Raw genomic sequence first — 18,009 nt, 5'->3', positions numbered from 1 at the left:
CTCGCCTTTGCCTAGAAGCTAAACGCTTCTCGCCCGTGCTGGCGGGTTTGGAGGCACGGATTGATTAAATTAAGTTAGAAGGAGAATTTGGATATGAAGAAGTTGGTTGCTTTGGAGCCGCGGGTTGCGGGGTTAGTGGAGTATGAGGATAGAGCGGTTGCTCGGGATGAGGCGAAGATTAAGGTTGTGTTTGCGTCGCCGAAGCACGGGACGGAAGTTGTTGATTTTCGTGGTGTGAGCCCGTTTATTGATGAGGAGTTTAATGAGGAGTGGAATATGTTTATGCCGCGTGCGGAAGGTGCTGCGCGTGGGATTGTGTTTGGTGAATTTCAGCTTGGGAACATGGTTGTCGGTGAGATTGTTGAAATCGGCGCGGATGTGACGGAGTATGCGATTGGAGATATGGTTTGTACGTATGGGCCGATTATGGAGACGGTGATTGTGAAGGCTGTGGGTAACTATAAGCTTCGGAAAATGCCAGAGGGTGCGAGCTGGAAAAATGCGGTTTGTTATGATCCGGCGCAGTTCGCGATGAGTGGTGTTCGTGAGGCGCATGTGCGTGCGGGTGACTATGTTGTCGTTGTTGGACTTGGCGCGATTGGTCAAATTGCGATTCAACTAGCGAAAAAGGCTGGGGCGAGTATCGTGATTGGTATTGATCCGCTGGAACATCGACGGGAAATCGCGCTTCGTCATGGTGCGGATGCTTGTTTTAGCCCAATTGGAACGGATGTTGGTTATGAAGTGAAGAAATTGACGGGTAAACTTGGCGCGGATTCGATTATTGAGACGAGTGGGAATGGGCAAGCTTTGGAGGCTGCGTTGCGCGGAATTGCGTATGGTGGTATTATTTCGTACGTTGCTTTTGCGAAGCCGTTTCCAGAAGGTTTTAATTTAGGACGGGAAGCGCATTTTAACAATGCTAAAATTGTGTTTGCGCGTGCTTCTAGTGAGCCGAATCCGGATTATCCACGTTGGAATCGGAAGCGTATTGAGGAGACTTGTTGGGAACTTTTGATGAATGGGTATTTGGATTGTGAAGATTTGATCGACCCGATTGTGAATTTGTCGGAAAGTGCGGACGCGTATATGAAATATGTGGATCAGCAACCGGATTTGAGTATTAAGATGGGAATTGAACTTTAAAGGAGACGCGATGTATCATGAAAATTGGAACGCAAAATCAGGCATTTTTTCCGGAAACGATTATGGAGAAATTTGTTTATATAAAAGAAATGGGCTTTGAAGGATTTGAAATTGACGGGAAACTGTTGGTGGATAATGTGGAGGAAGTGAAGGATGCGATTGCTGCGACGGGAATTCCTGTAACGACGGCTTGTGGCGGTTATGATGGTTGGATTGGTGACTTTATTGAGGAGCGCCGTTTGAACGGTTTGCAGGAGATTCAGGCGATTTTAGAGGCGTTGCAAGCTGTTGGCGGGAAGGGGATTGTGGTTCCTGCGGCATGGGGAATGTTCACGTATCGCTTGCCTCCAATGGTTTCACCGCGTTCTCAAGATGGTGATTTTAAGGCTGTTAGTGAGTCGCTTGTTTATTTGGATCAGGTTGCTGGTGAGACGGGGACGACGATTTTCTTGGAGCCGCTGAATCGGTATCAGGATCACATGATTAATTTGCTGGGGGATGCGCGTCGTTATATCGAAGCCAATGGGTTGAAACATGTGAAAATTATTGCAGATTTTTATCATATGAATATTGAGGAAGACGGGATTTCAGAGGCATTGCATGCGAATCGTGATTTGGTGGAACATGTGCATGTGGCGGATAATCATCGTTATCAACCGGGAAGTGGTTCGCTTGATTTCAAGAAACATTTCGATCAGTTGAAAGCGGATGGCTACGACGGTTTCTTGACGTTTGAGTGCCGTGTTCGTGCGGAAGACCCGGAAAAAGCGTACAAAGATGCACTGGAACATTTGAAAAATTGTAGGTAAATAAGGATGCGGCTGCCTTCAAAAATGGGTTTTGGAGGCAGTGTTTAAAGGGGGCGTAGGACGTGAAGAAAGTGGCGATTATTGGTGCTGGGCAGGTGGCCGAGAAGGTGCATGCGGCGTATTATTTGACGCGGACGGCAGATTTGGAATTGGTCGCAGTTGTTGATCCAGACGAGAAACGAGGTGCGGATTTTGCGACGCAGAATGGGTTTGCGCGGAGTTATGTGGATGCGGGGACGATGTTTGCAACGGAAAAACCGGATTTGGTGAGTATTTGTACGCCGAATCGTTTTCATTTTGATAATGTGATGATGGCGCTTAGACATGGTGCGGCAGTAATGTGTGAGAAGCCTCCTGCGATGACGGCGAATGAGGCGAAGATGATGCGTGATTTTGCGGCTGAGAAAGGTTTGACGCTTGCTTATGATTTTCATCACCGTTTTGCGACGGATATGACTGAGGTGAAACGGGCTTATGCAGACGGTATGCTTGGTGAGGTGTATGTGACGAAAGCCAAGGCGTTGCGCCGTTCTGGTGTTCCTGGCTGGGGATCGTTTACGAATAAGGCGCTACAAGGCGGCGGACCGTTGATTGATATTGGGATTCATATGCTGGATGCTGCGATGTACGTTCTCGATTTTCCGAAGGTTAAGAAAGTGACTGCCAAAATGTTTCAAAAAATTGGGACAAAGAAGTCGGAAGGAACGTTTGGAACGTGGGACCCTGCGAAATATGATGTGGAGGACGCGGTTTTTGCTTTTATTGAGTTTGAAAATGGCGGTTTGCTAGAATTGGAAACGTCTTTTGTTTTGCAAATGAAGGATGAAGCGGTTTTGAATGTGGAATTTTTCGGTGATGAGGCGGGTGCTACGTTGTTTCCTGCGGAGGTTTATACAGACCGGGCTGGGGAATTGGTGACGCTTTTGAAACGGGATGTGGCGGACGAGGAACGACATGTGAAAAGCATGGAAGCGTTTGTGAATCGGGCGTTAGGTGCGGATGTGATGGTGGCGGATGCTGAGCAAGGTTACCAAATACAACGATTGATTGAGGCGATTTACGAATCGGCGGAAAAAGGTGAGAGTGTATATTTATGAGTAAAATTAGTGTGTTACGGGAAACGAAAATAGATGCGCATTATTTTAATACGTATGCTAGTTTGATGACGACGGGAAATGGTTATTTAGGGATTCGCGCGGCGTTTGAGGAGGATTATCCTGAACAGACGCGTGGCATGTTTGTTGCGGGGATTTATAATCGAGCGCAAGGGCAAGTGAGTTCTGATTTGGTGGATTTGCCTGATGTGACGCAGTTTTGGATGGAGCTTGACGGTGTTATTTTTTCACTGTTTAGTGGACAAGTGAGCGAGTTTAGACGGGAGCTTGATTTGGCGACGGGCGAATTGTCGCGGGAACTTGTTTGGGAGCATCCGAATGGGAAGCGATTTGGACTTTGTTTTAAACGGTTTGTTAGTAAGAAAAAATTACATACGGTGTATTCAAAAGTGGCTGTGACGTGTTTGACGGGGGAAGCGACGGTGCTGATTCGGACGGGAATTGACGGGCAGCAGACGAACTTCGGGACGCAGCATTTGGTGGAAGATTCTTTGCGAGTTTTCAGTGAAACGTGGATGCAGGGGGAATATACAACGACGCAAAGTGAGCAGCGGATTGCGGTGACGTCGATGATTAGCCAACCTGGTTCTTTTGCAGCGAAAAATAGACAGTTACTTGTGACGGTAAATCAGGAGCTACTGGAAAATCAGCCGTTTTCTGTAGAAAAAGTAAGCGTTGTCGCAACGAGTTTGGAAACGGAGAATCCGGCCGAGTTTGGATTGTTACAAATACGTGAGGCGAAAAGTTATGATGAGGCCTTGACTGAATCGCAAAATGCTTGGGAGAAATTTTGGCAGGATTATCGGGTGACGGTGTCTTCTAAAAATGATTTTGATCAGTTAGCGCTTGATTTTGCAGCGTATCATTTGGAAGTGATGACGCCGAGTCATGATGAGCGGTTTAGTGTTGGGGCTAAAGGACTGACGGGTGAGGGATACAAAGGTCATGTTTTTTGGGATACGGAGATTTTTATTGCGCCGTTTCATTTGTATAATCATCCTGAGAAAGCTCGGAAGTTGTTGCGGTACCGGTATTTGCATTTGGAACAAGCACGGGATAAGGCGGCCAAGAATGGATATCAAGGTGCGTTATTCCCTTGGGAGAGTGCGTTTAGCGGTGAGGAAGAGACGCCTGAATTTGCGGCGATTAATGTGCGGACTGGAAAACGTCAAAAGGTGGCTTCGGCAATCGCAGAACATCATATCGTGGCGGATGTTGCGCATGCTGTTGTGAGTTACTATGAGGCGAGTCAAGATGAGCTTTTCATGGAGAATGAGGGCTTGAAAATTTTGCAGGACACGGCGCGTTTTTGGTTAAGTCGGGCTGTATTAAGGGACGGGAAATATGTTATATTAGATGTAATCGGTCCGGATGAATATACAGAACATGTGGATAATAATGCGTATACGAACTACTTGGCGCACGAAAATGTGTACCAGACGTTGCGCTTTATGTCGAAATATGGACAGAAACATACGGCGTTTTATGATCTGTGTGAAGCGTTTTTACGCAAAATTTATTTGCCACAACCGAATGCTGACAAGTTGCTACCGCAGGACGATACGTTTCTTAGTAAGCCGGAAATTGATTTGACGGGGTACAAGGAGAAGCAAGGGTCACAGGCGATTTTGCTGGATTATTCGCGGGCGGAAGTGAATGAGATGCAGATTTTGAAGCAGGCAGATGTTGTGATGTTGCTTTATTTGATGCCAAATTTATTTTCGCAAGATATTGTGTCGCATAATTTGGATTATTACGAGCAGCATACTATTCATGATTCTTCGCTTAGCAAGGCGATTCACGCGATTGTGGCGAATCGGGTTGGGCAGCAGGATTTGGCGTACCGCTTTTTTGAAGAGGCGTGTCGGATTGATTTAGAAGCGGCTCCTGGTGGGACGGATGAAGGTGTTCATGCGGCGTCACTCGGTGCGATTTGGCTTTCTACGGTGTTCGGCTTTGGTGGAATCGCGATTATGGACGGCGAGCTGCATTTGAATCCTCGTTTACCTGCGGAATGGGAACGCTTAGATTTTTCTTTTGTATGGCACGGTGAGCGTTTGGAAATCACGCTAGAACAAGATCATATTGCGATTCGTAAACAATCAACAGCGCCGATTTCGATTCATGTTTTTGGGAAAGAACACTGTATGACGACAGGACTAGAAATTTAATTTTTGGAAGGAAGAGAGTAGACATGAAAATTGTCATTGCCCCGGATTCATATAAGGAAAGTTTGACAGCCCAGGAGGTTGCAAAGGCAATACAGACAGGATTTGCGACTGCTTTTCCGGATGCGGATTATCGACTTTTGCCTGTAGGTGATGGCGGTGAAGGGACGATTCCGATTTTGGCGCAAGCATCGAACGGCGTGATGGAAGAGGTTCAGGTGACTGGACCTTTTGGTGAACCTGTGACGGCAAAAATGGCATTTAGCGCGGATCGAACGCGTGCTTTTATTGAAATGGCAGAGGCGTGTGGTCTACATTTAGTGCCTTTAGAAAAACGTGATCCGCTCGCAGTTAGTACGGCGGGAGTCGGTGAATTGATGCGACATGCGTTGGACATCGGCGTCCGTGAAATGATTATCGGTGTTGGTGGAAGCGCCTCACATGATGGTGGGATCGGCATGGCTTCGGCGCTAGGGGCTCATTTTTACAATCTTCGTGGGGAAGCAGTGCCAGCGCTAGGTGGAAATTTAGGCGATATTAGTTCAGTGTCATTGCTAGATATGGACGCGCGGCTTGCTGAGACAACGATTCGGATTGCTGCCGATGTGGAGAATCCGCTTTGTGGTGCGAACGGTGCCGCAGCAATTTTCGGTCCGCAAAAAGGTTTGCCGAATGCGAAGATTACGAATATCGACAATGCGATGCGCGGTTTTTATTCGATTTTTAAGCAAGATGTGCGTGAGTTACCAGGAAGTGGTGCGGGTGGCGGCATGGGTGCTGGGTTGATGTTGTTTGCAGGTGCCAAATTTGAGCCTGGAATCGAGCTTGTTTTGCGGGAGTTGCGGATGAAGGAAGTGTGTGCTGACGCGGATATTATTGTTGTTGGCGAAGGACGCATGGACGGTCAGACGATCTTTGGCAAAGCGCCGATTGGTGTGGCTAATTGCGCGCCAGAAAACGCGACGGTTATCGGTATTTGTGGTAGTATTGGAGATGGAATTGACGCGGTTTATTCGAAAATTGATGCTGTTTTTCCGACGATTGCGACGGCGGGAACATTGGCTGAAATTTTGCCAAAAACGCGTGAAAATATTGAACGGACAGCCCGAAACGTGGCGGTTCTGCTGAAAGGGAGAGTATGGTGAAACAGTTAGAAGCAGTAATTTTTGACTTAGATGGTGTCATCACAGATAGCGCACATTTTCATTATTTAGCATGGAAACAACTAGCGGCGGACATAAATATCGAGATTGACGAGGCATTCAATGAGACGCTAAAAGGAATTAGCCGCATGGATTCGCTCGATTTAATTTTAGCAAAAGGCGGACGAGAACAAGATTTCACACTTGCCGAAAAAGAAGAATTAGCCGCAAAGAAAAACGCGCATTATGTGGAACTTCTAAAAGATTTGTCTCCAGCTGATATCTTGCCTGGGATCGCTTCATTATTAGAAGCAATTCGCACAGCTGGCCTAAAAATCGCACTGGCTTCCGTTTCTAAAAATGCACCAATGGTTCTGGCAGCACTGGGCTTAACGGATAGCTTCGATTATTTGGCAGATGCAGCGAAAATTACACATTCAAAACCAGACCCAGAAATCTTCTTAGTTGCAGCAGCAGGGCTTGGTGTTGCACCAGAAAACGCAGTCGGAATTGAAGATGCACAAGCTGGTGTAGAAGCGATTAAATCAGCAGGTATGAAAGCAATCGGTGTGGGAACAGGGCTGATTGGGTCGGATGAACTTGTAAGTGACACTTCTGAATTGACGCTAGCTATAATCCAAAAAGTATTCCACCTGTAGCTCAGCGTGCCGACAAACGCCCATCTCCGTCGTTAAAAGCTCCGTTCCGATGCTCACGTACTTTAGTACGCTCCGCGTCGGTACTCGCTTTTGCCTAGGATCTGGGCATTTGTCGACACGCTGAGGTTTGGAGGAACGGACAGGTTTTTATTTAAAATATAGTTTTTCTAGAGTCTGGGGGTAGTTTTTAATCGTTCCCCAAACCATAAAGTCATTGTTATAGTAATTACGAAAAGAAGGCATGTGCGAACATGACCTCCTTCAGTAGTGTCTTAAGTCTTAAGGGGACGACTCTTGTTGTATTGATAGCCATCAAGCTCGGTCAAACGGTTGATGGTTATTTTTGTGGGCATTTTCTAATTTGAATAATAGCTAAAAAATTTACTGGATAGACTTGTCAGCTTCTTTTCGGCAATCGAAAATCATTTTCGAAATGACTGTAACCGCTTGCACGACTAATAGTATATCCTTATAATAAAAATAACAAACGAGAAAGGTATAATAATTCCCAAAATTAGCTATGTAGATTGAATAAAATTGGAAAAATAGAAATATTTAATCATATTTTTGTTTTAAAACAATAAAAAAGGAGAGTTTGAGCATGAAAAAAATTATATCCATCAGTTGTATAGTAGCAGTTCTAATGCTTTTGGCTAGTTGTGGCGGAGGCGGAGATTCCTCAAGTTCAGCAGTGGAGTTTTATACCGATAAGGGTGGCGAAAATGTTGGTATCATGAATTCCATGTCCGACCAAATTAAAAAAGATGGTGGTGTAGGTTACAAAACAGTTGGTTACACAGAAGTAACAGCCTACGAAACGGCCATTCAGCAATCGCTTGATAGCGACAAAGCGCCAGGTTTATTCACGTGGTGGAGTGGCGATAAGTTGAAAAAACTAGTGGACAACGATTTAGTAGTCGACTTAACGAAAGAATGGAAAGATTACTATGAAAAAGAAGGCGTGAACCCAGGGCTTGCCGATGCTTTCACTATTGACGGCAAAGTTTACGCAGCGCCATACAGCGTTCTTTATAACGGCATTTTATATAATAAGCATCTTTTCGATAAATATAATCTAGAAGTACCTAAAACATGGGACGAGTTCATCAAAGTTTGTGACACGTTAAAAGCAAATAAAGTCGAGCCAATCGGTCTGAAAAATGATCCATGGGCGAGCTTCCTCTGGTTCCAAACACTCATCGCCAGCTACAATCCTGATCTTTACGTCGGTTTAACAAAAGGGGATATTAAATACACCGACCCTGAAATGAAGAAAGTCATGAAAATCTGGCAAAAGATGATCAAAAAAGGCTATTTCGGCGATCCAGTCGATCCAGCATCTCAAGTGAAAATGTTCTCATCTGATGAGAGCGCCATGATTTACGAACCAACCGTGACGTCTACTACTTTGAAAAAAGACTATAACATGGAACCGGGCAAAGACTTCGATGTATTTGTGGCACCATCCATGACTGCTGATCAAAAACAAGTTATTTTCTACGAAGCAGCTCCAATCGTCGTGTCAAAAAATAGTAAACAAAGCGCAGAAGCTAAAAAAGTATTGCAAAGTTTCTACAAAAAAGATGTGCAACAAATCTTCGTCGATGAAGCGGGCGTTATTAATACCGATCAAACAAAATCGGACGACCCTGTTAATGGTGGTTTTGTAAAAGAAGCCGCGGATGCTAGTAAATACACAGTGATGATTCGCTACTATGAAGCAACACCAATCGATGTGGTGAATGTAGCTACCGACGAGTTGTGGAAGTTCTTCTACAACCCAACAGACGCCATGATTGACGATACATTAAACACGATTCAAAAAGCAGCAGATAGCGCATTTAAATAATGTAAAAGCAAGGGGGAGTCTTAATACTGCTCACCTCTTGCTTTAGAATGAGTTTACTAGAAGGGTGTGACCTGTATGAGTCTGCAAGCAAAGCCGAACTTAAGAAGAGGAGCTGGGTTAAAAACCTATTTATATATTGCGCCAGCCGTGCTCTTTGTCTTTTGTTTTTGTATTTTATCGATTTTGTTCACGTTGGTTATTAGCTTCACGAATTGGAGCGGTTTAGGGGATTTTGAATTTGTCGGTTTTAGTAATTATATTGCGGTTTTTCAAGATAAGAATTTCCTATTGTCTTGTATTAATACGTTGGTTTGGGTAGCTGCGGGCTTGATTATTCCAGTTGTTTTGCCACTGCTTTTCGCCATCGCTATTACAAAAAGTTCATTTTCAACGTTATTCAAAAATCTGTTTTACTTTCCGAATGCGGTTTCGGGTGTTATTGTTGGCTTAATTATGACGAGCTTGCTATCAATGTATGGTTTGCCGCAACTTCTTGGAATGATGGGTTTTGATAATTTGGATAAGAACTGGTTGAATATACCGTATGTCAATACTGGCGTTATGATTGGGGCGGGGATTTGGCAAGGTATCGGGATGAACATGTTGCTCTTTATTATTGGTCTGGTGAACATGCCGACAGAGCCGATTGAAGCGGCGAAATTAGAAGGTGCTTCTGGGCTTACGTTGTATACGAAAATTATTTTGCCACTGCTAAAGCCAACGATTATTGTGGTTGTCCTCATGTCACTCGTGAACAGTTTCAAGACATTTGATAGTATTTGGGTCATGACTGGTGGTGGGCCGTACCGAACTTCGGAAACATTGGCGGTTACGATGTACAAAGAGTCGTTTTCCAATAGTCATCTAGGGATGGGGTCAGCCATTGCTGTCATGCTATCCGTGATTATATTAGTTATTTCGATTTTCTACTTAAGGAAGACGTTCACTAGAGAAGGGGGTCAATAAAGATGGTAGAAGCAAAACATGCTGGCGTTGGGAAATGGGTCATCAACGGTGTCCTGATTATCTTGGCGATTATATGGATTTTTCCGTTCCTTTACGTTATTGTTAACGCTGTAAAAAGTTCTGCGGAATATAGCACGGGGAACTTTTGGGACTTGCCAAAATCATTCTCGATTTCAGAAAACTGGCAGTACTTGACGCAACAAATACAACTCGGTTCGGGCTTTCTCAATAGTATGATTTACGGCGCGCTTGGCGGAGCTCTTGGGATTATCATGGCGGCACTGGCGGCGTACGCGATTGAAACACTGAAAATTAAGCATGGTTTGCTATGGTTTTTCGTGATTTATAGTGGGACTATTTTTCCGTTTCAAGTGTATTTGATTCCGATTTTTAAAGCGTATAATAAGGTTGGGTTGTATGATACGCGGTTTGGGATGATTTTAATTTATGCGGCGCTCATTATTCCATTTAGTGTGTTTGTACTGCGGAACTTCTTGATGGGTGTCTCCAAAGAAATGTTAGAAAGCGCAAGGATTGACGGAGCTTCGGATTTCTATATTTTCCGCAAAATTTACATGCCAATGGCGCGCGCACCGCTTGCAGCTGTGTTTTTGTTCCAGTTTACTTGGATTTGGAGCGATTTGCTGTTCGGGATGACGTTAACGAAATCCGAGTCGGCACGCCCAGTAATGGCATCGGTTTCATTGCTCGGTGGGGCGACAATTCAGAAAGTACCACCGATTCTACTAGCAGCCATCATTGTTTCGATACCGACCATCATTTTATTCGTACTTTCACACCGAAATTTGGAAAAAGGCTTTATCGTCACTACAAAATAAGGAGTGTTTTGAAAAATGGGTTTATCAAAAAAATGGACATTGTACTTACTGCACCATTCGCACACAGACATTGGCTACACGGAGCGTCAAGAAAAGTTGAAGCGGTATCATGTGGATTTTATTCAGCAAGCCATCGATATTTTAACGGATATTGAAAATGGTAAACATCCAGAGTGGGAAGGTTTTCGGTGGGTATGTGAGAATTATTGGCAAGTGGAGAACTTCCTTGCGAACAGTAGTCCAGATAATATTGCGTGCTTTGAGCGCTACGTTCAGGCGGGACTTATTGATATTTCGCTCAACTATTTGAATATGACAGAGCTGGCGGATAATGATTTGCTGAATTACAAATTAGCGCAAGGCAGAAGTTATGCAGATCGGTTGGCGGTACCGCTTGATTCAGCGATGACGGCGGACATTAATGGCTATTCTTGGGGCTATGCGGATGCGCTGGCTAAGAACGGGATTGAGAATTTATTCAGTTGTATTCATACGCATCATGGGATGTACCCACTTGGCAAAAAGCATAACGGTTTTTGGTGGGAAGGGCCGAGCGGCGAGCGCGTGTTGACGTGGGTATCGGATCATTATCATATGGGAAATGAGCTATGTCTCGTACCGGAACACGGGATCACGTATTTATTGGAGGACCGCTACAATCCGAATGCGGCAGTAGCTGATTTTAAAATTGCGGAAGAGCGGATTTATAAATATATCGAGAACTTGGATAATGATGCAGAATATGACTATCATTTTGTGCCGGTGATGATTTCGGGGATGAGTACGGATAATGGTGCGCCGAATGGGCGGATTCTGGAGCGCGTGAAGGTTTGGAATGAGCTGCATGGCGATGAAATCGAAATCGAGATGATTACGCTGAACCACTTTTTTGAAATTTTGCGGGAACAGGTGAATGAGTTGCCGGTTTATCGTGGCGATTGGAATGATTGGTGGGCTGACGGGATTGGCTCGACGCCTGCGGTTGTGAAGCATTATAAAGATGCCCAACGAAAATTCCATCTTGGGAAGCAGTTGGCGCCTGATGCTGTCGCGGCGGATAAGGCGTATATGGATGACGTGGCGTATGAGTTGACGCTATACGCGGAGCACACGTGGGGCTATTCTTCATCGGTATCGGAACCTTGGGAAACGCTCGTCAATGATTTAGATTTCAGAAAATCGGCGTACGCGATTCGGGCTAATCAGTTGGCTTCGCTTAAGTTAGATGCCATTTTGGCGGATAAAGGGGAAGTTAGTATTCGGCCGGATCGGGAAAAATTGTTTAAAGTGATAAATCCGCAGGCAACGAAGCGCAAGGATAGTGTTCGCTTGTATATTGAGCATTGGGAAGACGTGGAGGGCGTTGCGGTTGATATTTTACTGCAAAATATGGAGGTTGTGGATGAGCAGACGGGGAACGTATTGCCGTCACAAGTTCGTGATATTGCGCGCGCGAAAGAAGTGGAAGTTGTTATCGAACTGGACGCTTTGGAAGAACGGATTTTGCGAATTCGACCTAAAAAGGAATTGCAGAAGGAGAAATATCGTTACTTAGCGGTGGATAAAGTGAACGATATTATGTATGATGGTTGGCAAGAGGGCTTGCGTGTCAATGCGCATCAGGTGGAGACGCCGTATTATTCGATGGTTCTGGATGAATCGCAAGGCATAGTTTCGCTGATTGATAAGCAGGACGGGCGTTCGTTGCTACGCGAAAACATGGAGCATGCGCCGTTTGCCGGGATTTATGAGCGGACGGAAACGAAGCCGAGTGCGTGGGAAGTGCGGCACACGATGGGGCGTAATCGCAAGAAGGTGGACACGATGCGGTATGTGTCGCAATTGCGGGACGTTCGCGTTGCGGAAGCTGGTACTGTGAGCGCGACGGTTGTTTTCACGTACGACTTGGAAGGTACGCAAATGTATGAAATTCACATGAAGGTCTACCGTGATACGCCAAAAATTGATGTGACATTGCGTTTGCATAAGGACAGTGTTTGGGACCCTGAGAATTTATATATTTCCTTCCCATTCACGACGGGCGTCAAAGAAGAACTTTTCGTTGATAAAACGGGATGTATTTTGCGACCTGGGATTGATCAGTTGCCAGAAACGAATCAGGAATTTTACTTGGTACAAGAAGGCGCGGCTTATGTTGGTGAACAGAAGTCACTTATTGTGGCTGTGAAAGATACGCCACTACTTGTGTTTGGCGATTTGAAACATCACCTGATTGAGCTATCTGGACACGGAGACAAGAACAAGAACGCAGAGCCGCTTTATGTTTGGGCGATGAATAATTTTTGGGAAACGAATTTTAAAGTGGATTTGGCGGGCTTTTATGAGTTTCGTTATACGGTTGCGACGGTACCAACAGGTGAGGCGGAGGCTGCGGTCGATGCTTGTAAGTCATACAATCAAGGCTTTTTATCGATGTATATATGAGAGGTGTAGGCGATGTATCGAATTGGCATAGACATTGGCGCTACGAATATGCGAGTCGGCTTGTTTGATCCGGCTGATCAGTTGGTGGCGCGCGAACAAAGCAATACAGAGGCAACATTAGGTGCAACGCAAGCCTTGGAAAAATTGGTGCGTATGATTGAGGCGGTCGACCCGGAACGATTGGCGTCGGGCATCGGGATTGGCGCACCAGGACCTCTTGATGTGGACAATGGCATTATTTTAGACGCGCCAAATCTCCCCGGCTGGCATGGCTTTCGGATTCGTGATGAACTGGAGAGTCGTGCGGGGAAAACCGTGTTTCTTATGAACGATGCCAAAGTGGCGGCACTAGCTGAAGCGAAAATCGGAGCTGGCGCGGGGTACAGTAGTGTGCAGTATATTACGGTGAGTACGGGCGTTGGCGGTGGTTTGGTTTGTGATGGCGAGGTATTTGCAGGAAGTCACCAGCACGCGTCGGAACTCGGGAATATGATTGTGGATGTGAGCTTGAAAAACGGGACGCTAGAAGATTTATGTAGCGGAACTGTGCTCAAAAGAGAGAGCAAGGTATTGTTTGGTAAAGACAAGACGGCAGCCAATTTGTTCATACACTATGATGCTTACCATCCAGAAGCACGACGCGTTATCGCTGGCTGGTTACAACATTTCGGAGCTGCCTTAACATCGATTATCCAAGTCATTGACCCAGAAGTTTTTGTACTCGGTGGCGCGGTAATTTTGCATAATCCTTGGCTGGTCGAAGAACTAAAAACGATTGTAGCGCAGCGGGTTTACGGCACGATGAAAGAAACGATTCAATTAAAAGTCGCGAGTTTAGGCGATGATGCCGGGCTTTATGGCGCCGCAATGCTCGTCAGGTGAAGGGAATGGTGAAATTTTGGATAACGATGTACTAAAAAATACAAGTCTAGACAAGGAACTAATGGGCGACGACACGTATTTACGACTGCGACGGATTACCGATAATATTTTAAAACAAGCGGCAAGGGACAACACAGAACTTGCGCAACTTATCGATGAATCGGTGGATCAAGTGCTACAAAACACGAACCTCTCTGAAAAATTACAACGGATGTTTCGTAAATGTATGCTAAACACCATCACAACCACGCTTGTGCAAAAAGAAGATGATTCGGCGTTCTTGTTTACAGGCGATATTCCAGCCATGTGGTTGCGCGATTCTGGCGGTCAGTTACGCGTATTTCTCAATTTAGAAGATCCAAGTGGGAAATTATACGATGCAATCGGCGCGGTGATTCGCCAGCAATTCCGCTACATTCTTCTGGACCCGTACACAAATGCGTTTAATTTTGCGGCTGATGGGAACTGTTGGAGCGCGATTGATCGGAGTGAACGGCAAAATCCTTGGAGCTGGGAGCGAAAATATGAATTAGACTCGCTTTGTTTTCCAGTGGAACTTGCGTATTTTTATTGGAAGCAGGCAAAGCGGACGGACTTGTTCGATGGTGACTTTTTGGCAGCGGTGAAGGAATTGATTCGTGTTTTTCGTGTGGAACAGCATCATGAGGAACAATCGGAGTACTTCTTTATTCGCGATAATGGGATTGAGCAGGACACGCTTCCAAATGAAGGCCGTGGAACGAAAGTCGGCTATACAGGCATGATTTGGTCAGGTTTTCGCCCGAGTGATGATGCGTGTGAATATGGTTATTTATTGCCAGCGAACATGTTTGCCGTCGTGATTCTTGGTTATTTGCAGGAGATTGTGGATGCTTTTTATCCGAATGAAGGGGAATTACTGGCGACGATAACAGCGATGCGAGCGGAAGTTCAAGCTGGAATCGAGAAGTTTGGAATCGTGGAACACCCGACGTATGGTGACATATACGCGTATGAAGTGGATGGATTGGGCAATTACAACATAATGGATGATACTGGTGTGCCAAGCTTGCTCTCCCTGCCGTATATAAAATATTGCGAAATAGATGACCCGATTTATCAAAACACGCGCCGCTTCTCATTATCAACGGATAATCGGTATTATTTTGAAGGAAAAGCTGCAAAAGGATTGGGTAGTCCGCACACACCGCCGGGTTATGTTTGGCATATGGGGCTGGCGATTCAAGGTTTGACGTCTACAGATGCTAACGAATGTCAGGAGTTATTAGCTTTATTTGAAACGACAGATGCGGGAACAGACCTGACGCATGAAGGCTTTTTAGCAGATGATCCGAATGTGTATACGCGTGAATGGTTCTCGTGGTCGAACTCGATATTTTGCGAATTTATTTTAAAAGAAGTTGGGAAATTGAAGTTATAACTTGTTTTCGATAAGAATGGGATATCTCCGTGGTTATTTTTGAAATAATTGCGGGGATTTTCGTTGTATAATGGTTATATTAAGAGGAAAAGAGGTTTTAGCGATGAAATCAGGTATTGTACAATTGCAAGCATTGGCCAAGCAGTCGATGGGTTCCTATCAAGACATTGCCAAATACATTGTGACGAATGCAGAAACGGTCAAAACGATGCATATTACGCAATTAGCAGACGAATGTTATACAAGTCCAGCCACGATTGTACGGATGTGTAAGAAACTTGGTTATAAAGGCTACACCGATTTTAAACAAGACTTAGTGCTGAATTTACATAAATGGTTTTTCGAAAAACAAGAAGTATACAACCGCGGTTATATTTATCCGAATAAAGCGGCGATTGAAATTGGCGAAGTAATCACGAATTTGACGATTAACGGGATGATTAAAAGTGTTCAGTTTCTAGATTCAGAGCTGGTAACAGATTTAGCGAAGATATTGTATGAGGCAGAACGGATTGATTTTTATGGCTGTGGGATATCGAATCTGGTCGCGCAGGATTTTTCGTATCGCTTTTTGCGTGCAGGGAAGAATACGAGTGCTTTCGCCGATTCGCATATTCAAATTTCGCAGGCGCAGCAATCGGATGCTGGTTGCGTTGCAGTGGGGATTTCGTATAGCGGGGAAACAAAAGAGGTGATTGCGTCGCTAGAAATCGCGAAACAATTGGGAGCGTACACGATTTCCTTTACGTCGGATGAAGACAATAGCTTGGCGCAAGTCGCGGAATGCAATATTACGGTGGCGCAAATCGAGCATCCAGAAGGGTATGTTGCAGCGGCCTCCCGGATTGAGATGTTGCACGTGATGGACATTATTTATTCTGTGTATGCGAGTACGTACGACGAAACGATTGCCCCGAAAATTTCGCGGACGAGGCCTTATTTTAAGAAGCGGAGTGAGGATGGGGAGAAGGATAGTTAGTAGGTACAAAATCACTTCCTTTAAAAAATGTTTGTTTTAAACATCGCTTTTCCATTTATTCTAGTATAGAATATCTATATAGCTAAAGAGATAGGAAAATGAAAACAGCTGAAGGAAGGGAGTCCATTCATAATGCAAGTAACCTACTTAGCAAACATTATTCAACAAAAAATCAAATCACTAGATGAAGATAGCGTCACTGAATTCAAAGTTAATAATACCAATCCTGAAACTATTGGCGAGTATATTTCCGCACTGAGTAATTCTGCTGCATTAAAAAATGTTTCACAAGCTTTTTTAATTTGGGGTGTAGAAGATGGGACAAAAACGATTGTGGGGACCGACTTCTATCCAGCAAGTGTCAAAAAAGGAAATGAAGATTTAGAAAGTTGGCTCGCGCACTCATTATCTCCACGTGTATCCTTTGAATTTAGCGAGATAACACTTGAGGATAAAAGGTTAGTTATTCTAATTATTGAAAAAGCCACCTATCAGCCCATCAAGTTTAAGGGAGAAGAGTATGTACGAATAGGTTCCTATAAAAAGAAACTAAAGGATTTCCCAGAGAAAGAAAAAAACTTGTGGTCTACTTTTGCTAATAATCCTTTCGAGTACCAAATCGCGAAGATAGTTGGCAACAAAGAAGAAGTTTTATCAGCCTTAGATTATGAGAGTTACTATAGACTTCTTCATTTGGCAATACCTGAAAATAAAGATCTTATTATTGAGAATTTTATAAGCGATAAACTCATAAAAAATGAGGGGAATTGGGAGATTACAAATTTAGGCGCAATCTTATTTGCAAATAAGTTAGCAGACTTTGAAACCTTGTATAGAAAAGCAACAAGGATAATTATTTATAGAGGGAAAGGGAAGACGGCAGCACAGCATGAACGGCTAGGAGATAGAGGCTATGCATCAGAATTTGAAGAGTTGATTCAGTACGTTAACAACCAACTTCCAGTTAACGAAGTGATTGGGACAGCTTTGAGAAAAGACGTACCGATGTATCCTGAATTAGCAGTACGGGAATTGATAGTCAATGCTCTAATACATCAAGACTTCACTATTACAGGTACTGGGCCCACCATTGAAATATTCGAAAATAGAATGGAAATAACTAATCCAGGCATTCCTCTGATTCAAGTAGAGCGATTTTTAGATTCTCCACCGAGATCGCGTAATGAAGCATTGGCATCTTTAATGAGAAGAATGGGAATTTGCGAAGAAAGAGGAAGCGGTATTGATAAAGTAGTTGCCGAAACCGAGGAATATCAATTACCTGCGCCATTAATTAGACTGTACGAAGAACATTTAAAAGTTAGCCTTTTTGCACATAAATCACTTAATGACATGACAAGAGAGGAAAAGATACAGGCAACATACATGCATGCTTGTCTGAAATATGTTGAACAGGATGCGATGTCTAATCAAACGTTACGAGAACGATTTGGATTGATTGATACAAAGAACTCTGTAGCATCACGAATTATTAAAGAGGCACTCACTGAAGGGAAAATTAAAGCGATTGATCCCAATACATCAACAAGATATATGAAATATATACCTCACTGGGCTTAAAAAATTTTG

At 44.3% G+C, this 18,009-nt stretch carries 14 protein-coding genes; all 14 read left to right on the top strand.

The window, feature by feature from the left end:
- The first annotated feature begins 93 nt into the window (after nt 1-93).
- The 14 genes from EP57_RS03535 (at nt 94) to EP57_RS03470 (ending at nt 18,000) form a co-directional block, all read left to right on the top strand.
- A complete protein-coding gene (locus tag EP57_RS03535; protein ID WP_036084300.1) occupies nt 94-1,146 on the top strand; it encodes a zinc-dependent alcohol dehydrogenase in 1,053 nt (350 codons plus the stop codon).
- A 17-nt stretch (nt 1,147-1,163) separates the two neighbouring features.
- A complete protein-coding gene (locus tag EP57_RS03530; protein WP_036084298.1) occupies nt 1,164-1,955 on the top strand; it encodes a sugar phosphate isomerase/epimerase family protein in 792 nt (263 codons plus the stop codon).
- A gap of 62 nt (nt 1,956-2,017) precedes the next feature.
- The gene (locus tag EP57_RS03525; RefSeq protein ID WP_036084296.1) at nt 2,018-3,052 is read left to right on the top strand and encodes a Gfo/Idh/MocA family protein; all 1,035 of its coding nucleotides are present in this window, start codon (nt 2,018-2,020) and stop codon (nt 3,050-3,052) included.
- A 5-nt stretch (nt 3,053-3,057) separates the two neighbouring features.
- Nucleotides 3,058-5,241 (top strand): glycoside hydrolase family 65 protein, encoded by a 2,184-nt coding sequence (locus tag EP57_RS03520; RefSeq protein ID WP_415820495.1) that lies wholly within the window; start codon nt 3,058-3,060, stop codon nt 5,239-5,241.
- Between the two features lie 23 nt (nt 5,242-5,264).
- The gene (locus tag EP57_RS03515) at nt 5,265-6,383 is read left to right on the top strand and encodes a glycerate kinase (RefSeq protein WP_036084293.1); all 1,119 of its coding nucleotides are present in this window, start codon (nt 5,265-5,267) and stop codon (nt 6,381-6,383) included.
- Nucleotides 6,377-7,039 (top strand): beta-phosphoglucomutase, encoded by a 663-nt coding sequence (pgmB, locus tag EP57_RS03510; protein ID WP_036084291.1) that lies wholly within the window; start codon nt 6,377-6,379, stop codon nt 7,037-7,039. The genes EP57_RS03515 and pgmB overlap by 7 nt, the downstream gene beginning before the upstream one ends.
- A gap of 601 nt (nt 7,040-7,640) precedes the next feature.
- Entirely contained in the window at nt 7,641-8,888 is a 1,248-nt protein-coding gene (locus EP57_RS03505; RefSeq protein ID WP_036084288.1) for an ABC transporter substrate-binding protein, read from the top strand.
- Nucleotides 8,889-8,963: 75 nt separating this feature from the next.
- Complete coding sequence (locus EP57_RS03500; RefSeq protein ID WP_036084287.1) at nt 8,964-9,854, top strand: carbohydrate ABC transporter permease; 891 nt, start codon at nt 8,964-8,966, stop codon at nt 9,852-9,854.
- Nucleotides 9,855-9,856: 2 nt separating this feature from the next.
- Entirely contained in the window at nt 9,857-10,693 is an 837-nt protein-coding gene (locus tag EP57_RS03495; RefSeq protein WP_036084285.1) for a carbohydrate ABC transporter permease, read from the top strand.
- 15 nt (nt 10,694-10,708) lie between these two features.
- Nucleotides 10,709-13,138 (top strand): glycoside hydrolase family 38 N-terminal domain-containing protein, encoded by a 2,430-nt coding sequence (locus EP57_RS03490; RefSeq protein ID WP_036084283.1) that lies wholly within the window; start codon nt 10,709-10,711, stop codon nt 13,136-13,138.
- A gap of 12 nt (nt 13,139-13,150) precedes the next feature.
- Complete coding sequence (locus EP57_RS03485) at nt 13,151-14,020, top strand: ROK family protein (protein ID WP_036084281.1); 870 nt, start codon at nt 13,151-13,153, stop codon at nt 14,018-14,020.
- Nucleotides 13,980-15,440, top strand: coding sequence for a glycoside hydrolase family 125 protein (locus EP57_RS03480; RefSeq protein WP_241480702.1), 1,461 nt, complete (start codon nt 13,980-13,982; stop codon nt 15,438-15,440). Before EP57_RS03485 ends, EP57_RS03480 begins: the two co-directional genes overlap by 41 nt.
- Before the next feature lie 103 nt (nt 15,441-15,543).
- Nucleotides 15,544-16,419: a MurR/RpiR family transcriptional regulator gene (locus EP57_RS03475; RefSeq protein WP_036084278.1), complete on the top strand. Its 876-nt coding sequence runs from the start codon at nt 15,544-15,546 to the stop codon at nt 16,417-16,419.
- A 132-nt stretch (nt 16,420-16,551) separates the two neighbouring features.
- Nucleotides 16,552-18,000 carry an ATP-binding protein gene (locus EP57_RS03470; RefSeq protein WP_036084277.1) on the top strand — a complete coding sequence of 483 codons (1,449 nt, stop codon included), beginning with the start codon at nt 16,552-16,554 and terminating at the stop codon, nt 17,998-18,000.
- Nucleotides 18,001-18,009: the final 9 nt, after the last annotated feature.

Source organism: Listeria booriae (assembly GCF_000766865.1).
In the GTDB taxonomy this organism is placed as follows: domain Bacteria; phylum Bacillota; class Bacilli; order Lactobacillales; family Listeriaceae; genus Listeria_A; species Listeria_A booriae.
Note: the sequence above shows the minus strand (reverse complement) of the source record. Positions and strands in the feature narration are given on the sequence as shown.